This is a genomic window from Rhizobium indigoferae (assembly GCF_034554815.1).
Classification (GTDB): Bacteria; Pseudomonadota; Alphaproteobacteria; order Rhizobiales; family Rhizobiaceae; genus Rhizobium; species Rhizobium leguminosarum.
The window spans coordinates 328,872-343,589 of record NZ_CP140638.1 but is presented as its reverse complement, the minus strand read 5'-3'; the positions used below and the strand labels follow the sequence as shown (position 1 = coordinate 343,589).

Here is a 14,718-nt window from a genome sequence, read left to right as displayed (position 1 = left end):
TGGGTGTCGACCGGATCCTGCCTCGGCCCGCCGTAAGTAGGTAGGCAGACTACGTTCAACAGGGGAGGAAGAACGAGGTGGCGATAGGCAACCCCACACGTCCATCTCTCCCCGTGGCCAGACAGCCTGCAGCACCCGGCCCTGCGCAAACGCCATTGCCGGCCTTCCTGGAACCTCTGATGCTCGGCGGGTGCCGCACATGCCGACTGCCTCTCCGTCCTTTAGGCAGCAATGCACAGTGATCTCCGTACGGGTCACAAGCTGGCCGAACCGGATGGCATGGCTTCTTGAATGAACATTCGGAGACCTCCTTCTTGACGGCTCTCACTCCTTCTCTCCCTGCAGGCACCCATCCACCGCCCACGGCTAACGTCCATTGCTCGCGCACGGTCAGATGCCGGCAAAGTTGGGCGAACCCTGCGTGAAGCGACTCAGTTGGGTGCCAACGAACAGGTGAACCGCCCGGGATCACGGATGCTATGCGCTCGACACGCACCACCCCGCACCTTCGAACTCATTTAGCCCTCCAACACCCATGTTCTTCTTCGAGCCGGCTGGCACTAAAGACGCGCAAAGAAGCCTTCGGCAAAGGTGGAGGTACGAAGGCAGGAAGCGAGATTAGCAACCTCCTGAACCGTCGGCGCTTGCTTCGTCATAGACTCTGAACAACCATCGACAACAGAACGGAGGGTGCCCCCTGATAGGCAGGTTAGGTCTCAATGAACAGGAGGAATGGCACCCCCAGCCACAACTATGTCAGCATGTCCTTCAAGGCAAGTGTACCGCCCTCGCCGTCTTGCGGAAGCCAGATGGACTCTGGCTGCATGACGGCGGGCGAAAACCCATACCTGGCGAAACGACCGCTCCTTCTGGATACGCTCGCCCATTGCCGCTCAAGCGACCCGGATGGCGAAGCCGCGCCCGGAAATCGAAATACTCCTGCAGCGGCGTCAACGTAAACCTCGTCGCGATTAATCGGTTCCGCATACCCGAGCGCGGAGTAACAGCTGTTACCTTTCGCCTATCCATTCCGTGTATTCATCCCGCTTTCGGCAAGACCGTAAAGGCTTTTTGAAAGGTGAAGACTCCCATCGACCGCCCGGTCGACCATTGCACGGAAATAACCCCCTGGCTTTGCAATCAGCTCCGGGTCACGCAAAGATTTTTCGAGCACGGTCGCCAAGATGGCGGACGCAGCATAACGGCCGACCCTCCCTACACCGTCTACCCATGCAGCCTCCGAAAGGCCGATCATGCGCCGCATCATTTCGGCCGCGCCGACAACATCGGACCAGCCGTCAAACTCCACACTGACACATTCCTGCGCCGCGCGGCACCCAACCTGCAGCAAGCCAACCGGCACCGCGGCTAGAACAGCACCCTGGATATCACCAACCGTCTTCTCCGCCTGTCGCGGTCGGGATTGCATGTCACCAATCGCTGCTTCAGGCTTATTTTCATAAGCCATTTCGACGGCGGAGCCGTCGTCAGTTTTTTTGATGTCTCGCTCGTTAGAGCGAGTCCGTTCATTACTATCAGATAGGTTTTCAGGGGTTGTATTTATATTGGACGTGACGCCAATGTCACCCGCGCATGACATATTATGCTCACCGAAGCGAGCTTCGGCATATTCAAGAACCTCGGAATGCAGTGATTCGAGCTTGCTTGCTTGCTCAGCGCGGCTCACCATCGTCTCCATGATCGCCTGTGCAGCGCACCTCCAGCTATCCGCCTTCTCCGGGAATGCTTCGCAGGCATCGATGACTGCCCTGGAAAACCGCGTAACCGCACGCCGCGCATCCTGGGTAGCCTTCAGTTCCCTTTGATAGTTGTCAACGCTCTCCTTGATCTCCGCAAGCCGCACGCGCGCCGGCGTAAAATCGAGCCCGAAGCCGCTGGCAACCATCCCGTCATTGTCGCGGTACACGAAGCGCCGGCCCGTTGGGCTGTCGCGGTAGGCCGCGATCCCAGCTTCAACGATCCTGCGGAGGCACCGCGTAACCGTGCGCTCGGAGCGCAGCGTGTATTCTGCGAGCTTGGCGTTCGAAATTGCAACGATCGGCCTGCCGGCCCCTTTCCAGTCATCGCCGCGCGAGAGGCCAAGGAGAATGTCCAGGACATGATAGGTCGTGCCGTCGATCCCAAGGATCGGCGCTGCTTTCTTCAACAGGAGGGAGATCTCCGATTTCGAGGTGTCTGGTATGTCGTTGGCCATCGCCATTCGCGCGCTTGCGAGAATGGCCGGACTGACGCGTCTGAACGATGCGATTGCCGTTGCTTCTGTCATTAGCTAGCCTGCCCGCAGCGCCTTAGCGTGCGGCTCCATCGAGATTCTTGTTGATGAAAGCCAGCAGACGGGCACAGTTTTTCGTTCCCAGCTGTTACGCAGGGGTTGATTGTGCCAGCGGTCCGTCATAGAATCAGTTTGTTAGAGCTGATGTCGACGGGACGTTTTCGTACTGTCGGCTAGGATTTTAAGGGTTCGCCGATTGCCGTCGGTGAGCCCTTTCCTATTTCTGAACCAGCCTACCGCATCGGCGTCTCCCCGTTTTGTTGCCGGTACTCGTCCACCAATGCCGGAAGCTTTTCGATGAGCCAGGCCGACAGGCCTGGCATCTTGCTTTCCGGAATTGTAATGAACGTTGAGGAACGCGAGGATTTCGCGGTAATCACCGCGCCGCCACCGACCTCGATCTCTTCGCCGCGATCTCCGCTGGCTGCCTTGTGTTCCAGGGCGTTCATCAGCGCGGCGAAGCGCTGATCGCTTGGGGACGCGACCCATGTCCTCGTCGACGTTACCTGGTCAATGATAACCTGGGCTGCGGCCGGAGCCCTGCCGTCCTTGAAATGGGCGGCGAGCTTTTCCCACTTCGGCCGGCCAATTGAAGGCGCCGAACCGATCCTGGCGATCAGTTCGGCCGGGAACTGTTCTGCGATCCCAATCAGCATCGAAATATAGGTCAGCTTGCCGTCTGCCCTGCCGAGGGCGGCAGCAATCGTCTCCCGGCGGAAGCCGCGCGACTTGAGGGTTGCAGCGAACAGCGCCTGCTCGATGAACGAGAGATTGGCGCGTTCGGTATTCTCGATCCCTTGAGCGACCACCAACTCGTCGTCGGTGAGCTCACGGATGATCGCTTTTACCGGCCGTTCAAGAATCTGACAGGCCCGCAAACGCCTATGGCCATAAGCGACCTGAAAGTAGCCTTGCTTGTCAGGGGAGGGGCGAACGAGGATGGGAAGTCTCTGGCCGCTTTCGCGGATGCCCTCAACGAAACCCTGAAATAACGGATCTCCCTCGATGTCGAGGCGATCCCTGACAAAGGAGGGAACGACATGGGCGGAGTCAATTTCGACAATTGCTTCAGAACCGCTCAGTTGTTCACGAAGGCGGTCGTTCTCCTCTTCCACGGCGACAAAGGCCCGGTCCATCGACTTGACGGCCCCAGATCCAACTTTGACCGCGGGACCTGCCGAGATCTGTTTCGCAAGCTCAGCGGAATCGACATTCCCAAAAAGGGTTTTCATCCGATTGGAGCGTTCTTTGGCATTGGTCATGACCGTCCCCATACCGATTGGATGTGGTTGAAGATCTCGAGATTGACAGCATCGACGGAGTCCAAGGCGCGTGTGAGGGTGTCACGACCGACAGAACCGCGTGCCATTTCGTAAAGGCTCTTCTTCTCCAAGCCGGCGCTGGCGATTGCCGTCGTGTCCACCACGGCTGGCGCCAGCACGTCCTCGCCAAACAGTGAGCGCAGGAGTGCGACGACATTCACCTGAGGAACATCGTTCGGATTATGCCTAGTGATGACATATCGAATGAAATCGTGTTCAAGAATACCGCCACGTTCCTCGATCACGTGCATGACATCGCTCAACATTGCCAGGAACTGGTTCATGCTGGCGACGTCGATCATCGCCGGATGAACGGTGATCAGCAGCGAGGTGGCGGCACAGAGAGCGCCCAGCGTAAGATAACCCAGCTGCGGCGGCGCATCGATCACGACGACATCATAGTCGTCCGCGACGCTGTTTATGACGGCGCCGAGCCGCCGGAAAAAGATCCCGTCGCCGCGGCCGCCGCCGCTTGCAATCGCCTGGGGCGTCTCATGCTCGTATTCCATGAGTTCCAGGTTGCCCGGTATCAGATCGATGCCGTCAAAATAGGTATTGCGGATGATGTCGCGCATCGGCCGTCGGTTGTCTTCGTCATAGCGAATGGCCGCATAAATGGTCTCGTTCTCGCTGACATCGAACTCGGGCTGATAGCCGAACATGGCCGACAAGGATGCCTGCGGGTCGAGATCGATTGCCAGCACTCGCAAACCGGCCAGCGCGAGATAATGGGTAAGATGGACGGTCGTCGTCGTTTTGGCGGATCCGCCCTTGAAGTTTGCAACCGCGATGACTTGCAGCTTCTCGCCGGGGCGCCGGCGCGGCAAGAAATCCAACGCTTCCACAGGACGTTTGGTTGCCAGGTATCGTCGGAGTTCATTGACCTGGGCGAGCGTGTAGCTCCTGCGGCCATTCTCCAGCCGCTCCGGCATTGCGCCTTCGCCGTCCAACGACATTTGGCGGAGGGTCGATTCTGCGATCCCGAGCATGCTGGCAACGTCGCGTGATGTGAACGTGCGCAACGATTTCATCGCTTCGGGCGGATACATATGTGTCCGAAGCGACTGCAACTGCGCTGACAACATCTGCGCTTGGCGTGTAATCTTCGCAGCGGAGGATTCGCTCGTTTGCTGGCGTGTCGTCATCTGATCCATTTTCACCTCGCGACGGTTTTTCACCGATGATCGCGCATTTTCCGTCGCAAAGGTTGCAGGTATCGCGTGAGTCGTCAAACCTTCTTTGGTTAACGAAAATTTAATAAACAACTTGCTGCCGACACCGTCATCCGGCGCTCCACCATATTTTTCAACGACTTGAAGGCGTGGAGCGTCGCTGAGCGGTTGTTTTCATACCCGCACTTTTGCGGGTGGCGGTACTATGTGCACGGGCCGCCTTGGTATGGACAAGGCACACCTCCAGCGGCAGCGACGAGCGACTCGCAGATTTGCGACTGGAATCAAACCGCTTCTTTGCGCAAATCACGATCCGCGCACCAGCACAATTGCGGAGCGGGATCATGAAGCTGATAGCAATCCAGGCGCCGACGTCGAGCAAGGACGCAGCGCTTCTCGATCAAATCTACCGCCCCCGGGCGCGCGTCGGCGCGGACCGGCTCGCCTGAAACGTCTCCAGATCCAATGGTCGGGAGCGCGATCAATTCGACGAAATCGAACCGACCTATATTCTTGCCTTATCGGATAGGGGATATTGACGTGGTGATCGGTTGCGCACGGCTGCTGCCCGCCAATGGCCTGACCATGCTTTCGCCAGGGCGGCTCGACGCACATCCGTCATGATCGAAAGCTCGCGCTTCTACGTCGATACTGTGTGTCCTCGTGAAGCCGGGGAGGGGGCCTTCCGCCACGTCACGTTCGGTATGTTTGCAGATATCCTACGGCCACTCGCCCAAGTACCATCCTTCACGGAAATGAATCAGTCGCATGTGATTGATTCAAATGTGTCGTTGGACGTCGCCGTCCCGTTTGACGATGATGCCAACATGACTGTGCAGCCCTACCACCTCTATATCGAACGAGCGGATCCGGCGAAGAACATGGCGCGCTACTATGCCATAGAGATTGGGCAGACGCTGTTTGGAGAGCCCTGCCTGACGCGGCGATGGGGACGGATCGGCAGGCGTGGGCAGGAAAAGCACCATGTCTTCGAACGGGAGGAGGAGGCAGTTCGACTGTTCCTCGACCTGGTGAAACAAAAACGTGCTCGCGGCTACCGACCGAAAACAACTATCCGGTATTTGCGGGGCTGACCTCGTTCTTCTTCTTTCCTTCACAGCCGAAGCGAGGGTGCCCCGCAGCCTCCCGAATGGATGTCTGTGTCAGCAGTTCGGCCCCGCCTGAGCGGCGGGGGCCTTAGCGGGCTCTTAGTCGCGGTTGGGGCGGGACCAGATCAGCTGGTAGCCGTCCTCGCCTTCGATCTCGGAGAGCGTTGCGTAGATCGGAGCTGGGAAGCTTGGATCGCCCAGCTTGACCGAGAGATAGTCGCGGTCGCTCTCGCTGAAGCGCCCTTCACGGCCTCGATGGCTGTCACAAGGATCGGTGACGGTCGGACGGCACCTGAAGAGGCCGCAAAGCAGCAAGGGTGGCAAGTCGCAGATTTGTTAGTCGAAGAGAACCCTCAGACCACGCCCTTCTTAAGGATGAAGTTCCCATAGGCGCGTGATTCCGCCGTCTGGATGACTGCAAACGATCGCATCGCGATGGGATAGTACGCAAACCTCTCGACCGGTTGGCTCGCTATCGAACGCCCCTCTGCTTCACTGCAAACGGCGAGGACGTCTTTGTGTACTTCCAGCAGCTCGCCTGGCGCGTCGACGGCCTCCATGTGCATCAGAGGCGTCTCACTAAACGTGTCCAAGGGCATCATCTGAAGGATCCCGCGGACTGCAGTCGGTGCATCGACACCCTCTAAGATGAGAAGCTTTCCGCTCGTGGTTTGGGTCGCTACACGAAAACCGGAGAAGTTTCGATCCACGATTGCCAGTTCGTCGCCGTGACCCATGGAGGCCATGACCCACAGCACGTCGGCCGTAATGAACGGCGGCACACCCTTCAACATGGCATCTCCCTCCCAATAGACTGTCATCGACGAGAATGATGAATAATTAGCAGAAAAAAACGATTGCGCAAACGTTTCGATGGCGCTAGCGTTATCAGATAGCGGATCCTGGGAGAGCCTCTGGAGGTTGGAATTTCGCTTGGGAGGATAGTTTGAAAAACCTGTTTGTTGCGCTGCTGGCGAGAGCTGGAGTGCGCTCATGACGACTATTTCCGAGGTGGCAAAGGCGGCCGGGGTCTCAGTCTCCACGGTTTCGCACGTTCTCAATAAGACGCGCTACGTCTCACCCGAGAAGGTCAAGCTCGTCCTCGAGTCCGTGGAGGCGATCGGATATATCCCCAATACAGTCGCTCGCTCGCTCAAACTGTCGTCGACAGGTACCGTCGGCCTCGCGATTTCCGCAATTTCGAACCCTTATTTCAGTGACATCATCTGTGCGATTGAAACCGAGTGTTCCAAACGGGGCTTGATCGTGTTCCTCTGTGACACGCAAGATGACCCGGTCCGGGAGCTGGAACTGGTCCAGCATCTGCATCAACGCCGAGTCGACGGGATTATACTTGCGCCTTCGGGCGATCCTAAAAAAGCGCTGGACTATCTCATCCGGTCCGACCTTCCCTGTGTGCTTGTTGACAGGCTGTCGGACAACCGTTTCGACCAGGTCGGGACGGATAACGTCGCCGCAATACAAACGCTCGTCGATCATCTCGTGACGCTGCATCATCGACGGGTTGGGATCATTCTCGGTCAACCCGGCTTTGCGACGACCGTGGAGCGCGCAAAGGCCTTCCGCGCAGCGATGATCGAGAAGGGAATAGAGGTAGAGGACAATTTAATCAGCGACGGCAATCGCAGCACCGCCGACGCCGCGGCTTCGACTCACCGTTTGTTGGAGCTGAAGGAGCCGCCGACAGCGATTCTTGCTTCGAACAATCTGGCGATGATCGGGGCTATGAGGGCTATCCGGGAGCGGAAGCTGCGTGTTCCCGCGGACATTTCTGTACTTGGGATCGATGATTTCGAATGGGCAGATTATTTCGAACCGCGCCTGACGCTGATGGCCCAGCCTTGCGATGAGATTGGCAGGAAGGCGGCGGACTTGCTGATCGAGCGGATAGGCAACAAGCTCCGCCCCCGCGAGACCATTCGACTGTCGCCAGTTTTGCGGGTGCGTGAATCGTGTGGAGAGGCAGCATGAGCCACGTTGTTCTTTCAGCGAAAGGTGTCGTCAAGCGCTTCGGCGGCGTTCAGGCGCTTCGCGGCGTGGATTTCGAACTAAAGGTTGGCGAAATCCATGCGCTGCTTGGTGAAAATGGTGCCGGAAAGTCGACGTTGATGAACCTGTTGTCCGGTGTGAATACGCCGGACGAGGGAGAGATTTTCATCGACGGCAAACCCGCGCGATTTCACAGCCCGCGTGATGCACAAGCAGCGGGAATCGCAACGATCTTCCAGGAGCTGGACCTCGTTCCGAGCCTGACCGTGGCTGCCAATCTCTTTCTCGGGCGCGAGCTTGTCCATCGGCATGGCACGCTCGATGGCAAGGCGATGCTGCAAGAGGCGCGCAAAAGACTGGAAGCGATCGACCGATCGATCGATCCCACCCAGTTCGTCAGTGAGCTTTCGATCGGCCAGCGCCAGGTCGTCGCCATCGTCAAGGCGCTTTCCTACGCATCGAGAGCCCTCATCATGGATGAGCCGACGGCTGCCTTAACCGTTGGCGAAGTGAATCGATTGTTCGACATCATGCGTGGCCTGGCGTCCTCGGGCGTTGGCATCGTCTATATCTCGCATCGTCTTGAGGAAGTGCCGCAGATCGCTCACCGCGTAACGGTCATGCGGGACGGCAAGGTGGCTGGTGTCACCAAACCAGATGCTCCGCAGGCCGAACTGGTGCAGCTTCTCGTCGGACGTCCTTTGAACGAGCTTTATCCGCGCCGCGCCCATAGTGTTGGTGACGTGCTCCTGCGGATGCGGCAGGCTTCCTTCCGCCCACATCGCGCGTCTCCCGGGTGGCAGGCGCCCATCAAAGTCGATCTCGATGTTCGTAGCGGCGAGATCGTAGGGCTCGCTGGCGTTATGGGGGCGGGTCGAACCGAGCTATTGAGCGCACTCTACGGAACAGGCGTGCCAGGCCGGTGGCATGAGGACATTACGATTGGTGGCAGACCGACCAGGCTTAAATCGATCGCGGCTGCTCGCAGGGCAGGACTGGCATTCGTAACCGATGACCGGCGTGGAGCCGGGCTCATGTTGCGTATGTCTGTAGGTCTCAATCTGGTGATGTCGATCATCCGCTGGATATCACCAAGAGGCTTTATGTCTGCGCGACGCCAAGAGGACGCGATCAAAAGTTCTTTCGGCCAATTCGACATCCGTCCCAAGAATCCCGGGATCGCGGTCGGGGCACTTTCGGGGGGGAATCAACAGAAGGTCGTCCTCGCAAAGGAAGTGCTGGGAAATCCGCGCTTGTTGCTTCTCGACGAGCCGACGCGTGGCGTCGACGTCGGCGCAAAGGGGGAAATCTACGCCCGCCTGCGCAAACTTGCTTCAGAGGGATTGGGCATTCTTGTCGCTTCGAGCGAGATGCCCGAGCTGATCGGCCTGTGCGATCGAATAGTGGTTTTGCGCAACGGCAGCAGCGTTGCTGAGTTTTCTGGCGGCGTCGACGAACACGAAGTCCTGGCGGCCGCCAACGGGAGGGAGGCCTGATGTCCGAACAGCAAATTACATCCAATCCAGCCATTCAGCCCGCCAAGCGGATGGATCCGCTTGCGGTGTTGGTCCGCTTCCAAAGCTTGATCGGCCTTATACTCGTTTTCGCCGGGGGCATCATTTTCTCACCGCGTCGGCACGGTGTCATCCTGTTCATTCAACCCGACAACATCGCCAACATCGTCCGTGCGGTGTCTGAGACTGGCATCATCGCGATCGGAATGACGTTCGTGATCATCACGGCCGGAATTGATCTCTCGGTTGGGGCGACACTTGGTCTTGCGAGCGTGGTAACAGCAACATTGATGGTCTCAGGCGGTTTTGGGCTGATCACGACGGTGCTGGCAGTGCTGCTGATGGGCATTTGCTTCGGGTTGGTCCAGGGAGCGATCTCAAGCAAGTTTCGACTTGAAGCGTTTATCGTGACTCTCGCCGGTCTACAGGCAGCCCGCGGGCTTGCACTCGTTGTGTCGGACAATCAATACATCAATATCTCTTATGGTGATGGTCCTGGGCTCGCTCCGCCCATCTTTGCCATTCTGGGCGGTCGACTATTCGGCAACGTCGTTCCCGTGGCTACGATCGTCTTCTTGATCTTTGCCTGCATCGCCACGCTGGTGCTGAACACGACCAGATTCGGCCGTTACGTCTATGCCGTCGGCGGAAATGAGCGCGCCGCCCGCATCTCAGGTGTTCCGGTCTCAGCAATCAAGATCGCCGTTTACGCCATTACCGGCTTTGCATCCGCGCTTGCTGGCATCGTCCATGCCGGGCAATTCAATTTTGGGAGTGCCAATGATGGGACCGGATATGAATTGACGGCCATCGCGGCTGTCGTCATCGGAGGAACCAGCCTGTTTGGCGGGTCAGGTTCAATGGTCGGAACAATCGCCGGTACGATCATGCTCGGCGCTTTGGCCAATATATTGCAGCTCAACAACATCACGCCAGCGATGCAGTTGCTTGCTACCGCGGCAATTATCGTTCTGGCGGCAGTCCTTCAATCCCTCGTTCGTCGCCGCGAAGGATTGGGCAGGTAGTGTGGCGGCATCACCCGGAGGGTGGATCCGGGATCAATGTGGAGGAGAAAGTAATGACACAGAATGCATTTCGACTGTCGCATGCCGGGCGCATGGCGCTCCTGGCCGGGTCATGCCTTGCTATTGCCGGCGTGGCCCACGCTGCCGATCCGCTGGTGAAGGCTTGTGCCAAGGATGGCGAGTTCGTCATCGGCTTCTCGCAGGCCAACAATGCGGAGCCCTATCGCCAGCACGTCAACGATGAACTAGAGGCAGCCGCCAAGGCAGTCCCGCAGTTCACGCTGCAGATCGCTGACGGCGCGGGCAACGTCAACACCCAGACATCGCAGGTCGACAATTTCATCACCCAAAAGGTTGACCTTCTGTTGATCTCGCCTTTCGAGGCGGCTCCGCTTACGCCCGCCGTCAAGCGGGCAATGGACGCGGGTATCCCGGTCATCGAACTTGACCGCAAGACAAACGGTGAGGCTGGCAAGGACTACACAGCTTTCATCGGAGGAGATAACTACAAAATCGCGTTGGCCGCCGGCGAATATACGAGCAAGACGCTTCTGCCGGACGGCGGCGAGGCAGCCGTGCTGCAGGGGCTGCCGAGCTCGACACCAGCCGTCGAACGGCTCAACGGCTTCAAAGATGGCGTGAAGGCAAACCCCAAGATCCAGATCGTGGCGGAACAAGCGGCTGACTGGTTGCCGGATAAAGCGCAGACCGCCTTCGCGGCAATGCTGCAGGCTCATCCCGATATCAAGATGGTCTATGCCAGCAACGACATGATGGCGGCGGGTGCGCTACTTGCTGCGAAAGGTGCCGGTAAGAGCGTGAAGATCATCGGCACCGACGGCTTGCCGGGTCCAGCAGGCGGGATCGAGGCAGTCGCAAAGGGCGACTGGTCAGCGACCTTCACTTATCCGACAGGAGGCAAAGAGGCGGTCGACATGGCTAAGTCGATATTGCTGGACTGCGCATCGTCGGTGCCGGCGACAGTAACGGTCGATACCACCGCTATTACGCCCGAAAACGCGAAGCAGATGATGGGTAAGTAAAGCTCCAGACTCAACCCGGCCGGACGCGTCAGTTCAGCCGGGTTGAACCATATCCACCGGTTGGCGCGTCTGACCGAGTCGTCGCGTCATTCGACCAGTTGGTCGAAAATTTCAGCAGCAGCCGGCCTAAGTCTTCTTACGGTGCCGCGGGGCTGGTGAGGCGCCAGCCGTGACAGAATGTCAGGTCCGAGTTGGGCCAAGATCGCGAAACCGAAAAGCCAAACCCGAAAACGTCACCGAACATTGATGACCCAAAGCGATGGAATGGCGCTAGCCTGATCGCATGTCATGTGGCAGAAGGCGTCTGGACTGGTCATCACCGACGATGTTATCGACCAAGTATTGGTTGGCGAAGTCAAAAGAGGTAAGTCTAGCAGTTCGTCGACTCGCGTATGCGCGTCTCGGTCTCCTGCCATGTCGGCAGCTTCGCGGACTGATCGGATCATTGGCCATTCGCGGCTAGAACACTCCCTGAAAGGACTTTGCAATGGCACGGCTTGTTGTCGTTTCCAATCGAGTGCCGATTCCCGATAAAGACGGCGTGGCACCGGCGGGCGGTCTTGCCGTCGCCTTGCAGGCCGCTCTCCAGGAACGCGGGGGCATCTGGATGGGATGGTCGGGCAAGTCGAGCGGAAGCCGTGAACCGGAGAGGCTCTCGCTGCGGCAGCAAGGTAACATCACCTATGCCGTGACCGACCTGACCGACACCGACGTCGAGGAATATTATCACGGCTTTGCCAACCGCGTTCTCTGGCCGGTTTGCCACTATCGGCTCGATCTTGCAGAGTATGGCCGCAAGGAAATGGCCGGCTATTTCCGCGTCAACCGCTTCTTCGCACAGAGGCTGGCGCCGCTGATCGAGCCGGACGACGTCATCTGGGTGCATGATTATCATCTCATTCCGCTGGCGGCGGAACTGCGCCGGATAGGGCTGAAAAACCGAATCGGTTTCTTCCTGCACATCCCCTGGCCATCAGCCGACGTGCTCGTCACGATGCCGGTGCATGAGGAAATCATGCGTGGATTGTCGCACTACGACCTTCTCGGCTTCCAGACCGACCATGATCTTCAGAATTTCGCCGGTTATCTCGCGCGGGAGGGTATCGGTAACGACCTCGGCGACGGCTTATTTGATTCACACGGACGGACGTTCAAGGCAGCTGCCTACCCAATTGGGATCGAGACCGCGGCTTTCGCTGAACTCGCAGGCAAAGCTTCGGCAAACATAATGGTCCGCAAGGCCCGGCAGAGCGTCGAGGGACGCGACTTGATCATCGGCGTCGACAGGCTCGACTATTCGAAGGGCATTACCCAGCGTCTGGACGCTTTCGAACGTTTCATCACCAACAATCCAGCCTATCAAAACAAGGTGACATACTTGCAGATCACGCCCAAATCGCGATCCGAAGTGCCTGAATATGAACAGATGCAGCGAATGGTGGCTGAACAGGCGGGCCGGGTAAATGGCGCGATAGGAACCGTGGATTGGGTGCCGATCCGCTACATTAATCGGTCCAGCAGCAGAAATGTGCTCGCTGGCCTCTACCGTCTTGCGACAATCGGATTCGTAACGCCGTTGCGCGATGGGATGAACCTGGTCGCGAAGGAATATGTCGCGGCGCAAGACCCCGATCGCCCGGGCGTCCTCGTTCTTTCCCGCTTTGCCGGCGCAGCCCGCGAGTTGAAAGGTGCGCTGCTGGTTAATCCCTATGATGTCGAAGGCACCGCCAATGCCCTTGCCAAGGCACTCACGATGTCGATCGAAGAACGCCGCGAACGCTGGCGGGGAATGATGGATCATCTGCTCGAACACGACGTCTCTCGCTGGTGCAATGACTTTCTGAGAGATTTGATCGTGAAGACGCCTGCCGCCAATTAGGTTTTCCACGCAAACCGGACGATCGAACCGCGCCGGATCGCCGGCGCCAAAACTCACGACTGAGAGGGTTGCGTTCTGATTTGCGGCCCCTCCCAATGCACCGCGTCTCAGCTTCACACGGAGCCCGGTGTCCCGGCTGAGTGTCATGCGAGAAGGCGGCCAGACCTTCTCGCTCGAGCCAGTGCTCAGATCCTGAAGATGGGCATCACGCCTTGCCCTTGCGGACGACGTCCGCAATCGTCACCTCTTTGGGAATGAGCTTCAGTTTGAAAAAGGTGTCGGCGATGCTCTGCTGCTGCGCGACGACGGTGTCATCCAGACTCTTGATCCCGTAGGACTGACGTTCGAGCGCCTTGACGAGGACAGGTTCGGGGATGCCGACCGACGGTGATAGCTCCGCAGCCGCAGCCGCGGTGTCGGACTTGGTCCATTCGTCGATCTCGGAAATGGCGTCGATCAAGACATCGATCGCCTGGGCATGGCCGTCAACCAGCGAAGTCGTGCCGAGATAGAACTGGTGGTTGGGAACGATGCCCTCGCCGTTTCTGAGCTCTCGCGCTTCGATCGCCACTTCCGCAGCTGCCTGGAAGGGATCCCAGATGACCCATGCATCCACTGCGCCCTTTTCGAAAGCCGCGCGGCCATCGGCCGGGGCGAGAAAGGATGGCTCCACGTCCTCGTAGGTCAAACCGGCTTCTTCGAGCGCCTTGACGAGCAGGTAGTGCACGTTCGAGCCTTTGTTAAAGGCGACCTTCTTGCCCTTCAGGTCGGCAACGGACTTGATGGGGCTATCCTTCGGGACAAGTATGGCTTCACCGCGCGGGGCGGGCGGCTCGTGTGCGATATAGACAAGCGGAGCGTTCGCCGCCTGGGCGAAGATCGGCGGCGTTTCCCCGGTCGATCCGAAATCGACAGCACCAGCGTTCAGGGCTTCGAGGAGCTGGGGACCGCCCGGAAATTCAGTCCATTCAACGGTGTAGTCAATGGATTTGAGTTTGTTCTCCAGCAACCCTTTGCCCTTGAGAAGCACCAGAGTTCCATATTTCTGGTAACCGATGCGCACGACCTTGTCAGCCGCACCAGCCAGTCGAACCTGCATCAAAGGTGTCGCGATGGCACCTGCCACCACCGCAGTGAAAGCGCGTCTTGTGATCTTCATCATACCCTCCGGAATAGACGACGCTAAAATAAAGTATGTCTACATTTTTCCTAGAGTATACGTGCTCTCGCGTGCGCTTCTTCGGGATTCGCTTTTTTGTTCTGCCGCAGTAGCGAGCAAAAAGAACCGCGCCTGTTGCTGGCCCGATTTCGAGCGCCGATCGGAGCGTCGAGGCGTTGCTAAAACAGCGGG

Annotated in this window: 11 protein-coding genes and 2 pseudogenes; 7 read left to right on the top strand and 6 right to left on the bottom strand. The window is 58.3% G+C overall.

Features of this window, described 5'->3' with window-relative positions:
* Positions 1 to 1,021: 1,021 nt before the first annotated feature.
* The 3 genes from repC to repA form a co-directional block, all read right to left on the bottom strand.
* Positions 1,022 to 2,287: a plasmid replication protein RepC gene (gene repC, locus U5G49_RS34090; RefSeq protein WP_193445154.1), complete on the bottom strand. Its 1,266-nt coding sequence runs from the start codon at positions 2,285 to 2,287 to the stop codon at positions 1,022 to 1,024.
* Between the two features lie 239 nt (positions 2,288 to 2,526).
* Positions 2,527 to 3,567: a plasmid partitioning protein RepB gene (gene repB / locus U5G49_RS34085; protein ID WP_193445155.1), complete on the bottom strand. Its 1,041-nt coding sequence runs from the start codon at positions 3,565 to 3,567 to the stop codon at positions 2,527 to 2,529.
* Positions 3,552 to 4,769, bottom strand: coding sequence for a plasmid partitioning protein RepA (gene repA, locus U5G49_RS34080; RefSeq protein ID WP_193445185.1), 1,218 nt, complete (start codon positions 4,767 to 4,769; stop codon positions 3,552 to 3,554). Before repA ends, repB begins: the two co-directional genes overlap by 16 nt.
* 506 nt (positions 4,770 to 5,275) lie before the next feature.
* Here repA and U5G49_RS37225 point away from each other — a divergent pair.
* Together U5G49_RS37225 and U5G49_RS34075 are read left to right on the top strand one after the other, a co-directional pair.
* Positions 5,276 to 5,326 (top strand): annotated as a pseudogene (locus U5G49_RS37225) (hypothetical protein); the annotation flags it as partial.
* A 288-nt stretch (positions 5,327 to 5,614) separates the two neighbouring features.
* Positions 5,615 to 5,881, top strand: coding sequence for a WGR domain-containing protein (locus U5G49_RS34075; protein ID WP_026231063.1), 267 nt, complete (start codon positions 5,615 to 5,617; stop codon positions 5,879 to 5,881).
* 114 nt (positions 5,882 to 5,995) lie between these two features.
* Here U5G49_RS34075 and U5G49_RS34070 read toward each other — a convergent pair.
* Together U5G49_RS34070 and U5G49_RS34065 are read right to left on the bottom strand one after the other, a co-directional pair.
* A pseudogene (locus tag U5G49_RS34070) lies at positions 5,996 to 6,136 on the bottom strand (DUF736 family protein); the annotation flags it as partial.
* Between the two features lie 113 nt (positions 6,137 to 6,249).
* Positions 6,250 to 6,690, bottom strand: a complete 441-nt coding sequence (locus tag U5G49_RS34065; protein WP_193445187.1) for an RbsD/FucU family protein — start codon at positions 6,688 to 6,690, stop codon at positions 6,250 to 6,252.
* Between the two features lie 199 nt (positions 6,691 to 6,889).
* On the opposite strand from U5G49_RS34065, the gene U5G49_RS34060 reads away from it, so the two are divergent.
* The 5 genes from U5G49_RS34060 to otsA all read left to right on the top strand — a co-directional run bounded on the left by U5G49_RS34060 (position 6,890) and on the right by otsA (position 13,367).
* Complete coding sequence (locus U5G49_RS34060; RefSeq protein WP_193445156.1) at positions 6,890 to 7,888, top strand: LacI family DNA-binding transcriptional regulator; 999 nt, start codon at positions 6,890 to 6,892, stop codon at positions 7,886 to 7,888.
* On the top strand, positions 7,885 to 9,402 hold the full coding sequence (locus U5G49_RS34055) for a sugar ABC transporter ATP-binding protein (protein WP_193445157.1): 1,518 nt from the start codon (positions 7,885 to 7,887) through the stop codon (positions 9,400 to 9,402). Before U5G49_RS34060 ends, U5G49_RS34055 begins: the two co-directional genes overlap by 4 nt.
* On the top strand, positions 9,402 to 10,445 hold the full coding sequence (locus U5G49_RS34050; RefSeq protein ID WP_018247080.1) for an ABC transporter permease: 1,044 nt from the start codon (positions 9,402 to 9,404) through the stop codon (positions 10,443 to 10,445). The genes U5G49_RS34055 and U5G49_RS34050 overlap by 1 nt, the downstream gene beginning before the upstream one ends.
* 53 nt (positions 10,446 to 10,498) lie before the next feature.
* On the top strand, positions 10,499 to 11,488 hold the full coding sequence (locus U5G49_RS34045; RefSeq protein ID WP_018448895.1) for a substrate-binding domain-containing protein: 990 nt from the start codon (positions 10,499 to 10,501) through the stop codon (positions 11,486 to 11,488).
* A 487-nt stretch (positions 11,489 to 11,975) separates the two neighbouring features.
* Positions 11,976 to 13,367, top strand: a complete 1,392-nt coding sequence (gene otsA, locus U5G49_RS34040; protein ID WP_193445158.1) for an alpha,alpha-trehalose-phosphate synthase (UDP-forming) — start codon at positions 11,976 to 11,978, stop codon at positions 13,365 to 13,367.
* 205 nt (positions 13,368 to 13,572) lie between these two features.
* Here otsA and U5G49_RS34035 read toward each other — a convergent pair whose 3' ends face one another.
* Positions 13,573 to 14,526 carry a sulfonate ABC transporter substrate-binding protein gene (locus tag U5G49_RS34035; protein ID WP_193445188.1) on the bottom strand — a complete coding sequence of 318 codons (954 nt, stop codon included), beginning with the start codon at positions 14,524 to 14,526 and terminating at the stop codon, positions 13,573 to 13,575.
* Positions 14,527 to 14,718: the final 192 nt, after the last annotated feature.

Bases quoted from the DNA above. Each gene is read 5' to 3' on its own strand.
- repC (WP_193445154.1), bottom strand. From the start codon at position 2,287: ATGACAGAAGCAACGGCAATCGCATCGTTCAGACGCGTCAGTCCGGCC.
- repB (WP_193445155.1), bottom strand. From the start codon at position 3,567: ATGGGGACGGTCATGACCAATGCCAAAGAACGCTCCAATCGGATGAAA.
- repA (WP_193445185.1), bottom strand. From the start codon at position 4,769: ATGGATCAGATGACGACACGCCAGCAAACGAGCGAATCCTCCGCTGCG.
- U5G49_RS34075 (WP_026231063.1), top strand. From the start codon at position 5,615: ATGACTGTGCAGCCCTACCACCTCTATATCGAACGAGCGGATCCGGCG.
- U5G49_RS34065 (WP_193445187.1), bottom strand. From the start codon at position 6,690: ATGTTGAAGGGTGTGCCGCCGTTCATTACGGCCGACGTGCTGTGGGTC.
- U5G49_RS34060 (WP_193445156.1), top strand. From the start codon at position 6,890: ATGACGACTATTTCCGAGGTGGCAAAGGCGGCCGGGGTCTCAGTCTCC.
- U5G49_RS34055 (WP_193445157.1), top strand. From the start codon at position 7,885: ATGAGCCACGTTGTTCTTTCAGCGAAAGGTGTCGTCAAGCGCTTCGGC.
- U5G49_RS34050 (WP_018247080.1), top strand. From the start codon at position 9,402: ATGTCCGAACAGCAAATTACATCCAATCCAGCCATTCAGCCCGCCAAG.
- U5G49_RS34045 (WP_018448895.1), top strand. From the start codon at position 10,499: ATGACACAGAATGCATTTCGACTGTCGCATGCCGGGCGCATGGCGCTC.
- otsA (WP_193445158.1), top strand. From the start codon at position 11,976: ATGGCACGGCTTGTTGTCGTTTCCAATCGAGTGCCGATTCCCGATAAA.
- U5G49_RS34035 (WP_193445188.1), bottom strand. From the start codon at position 14,526: ATGAAGATCACAAGACGCGCTTTCACTGCGGTGGTGGCAGGTGCCATC.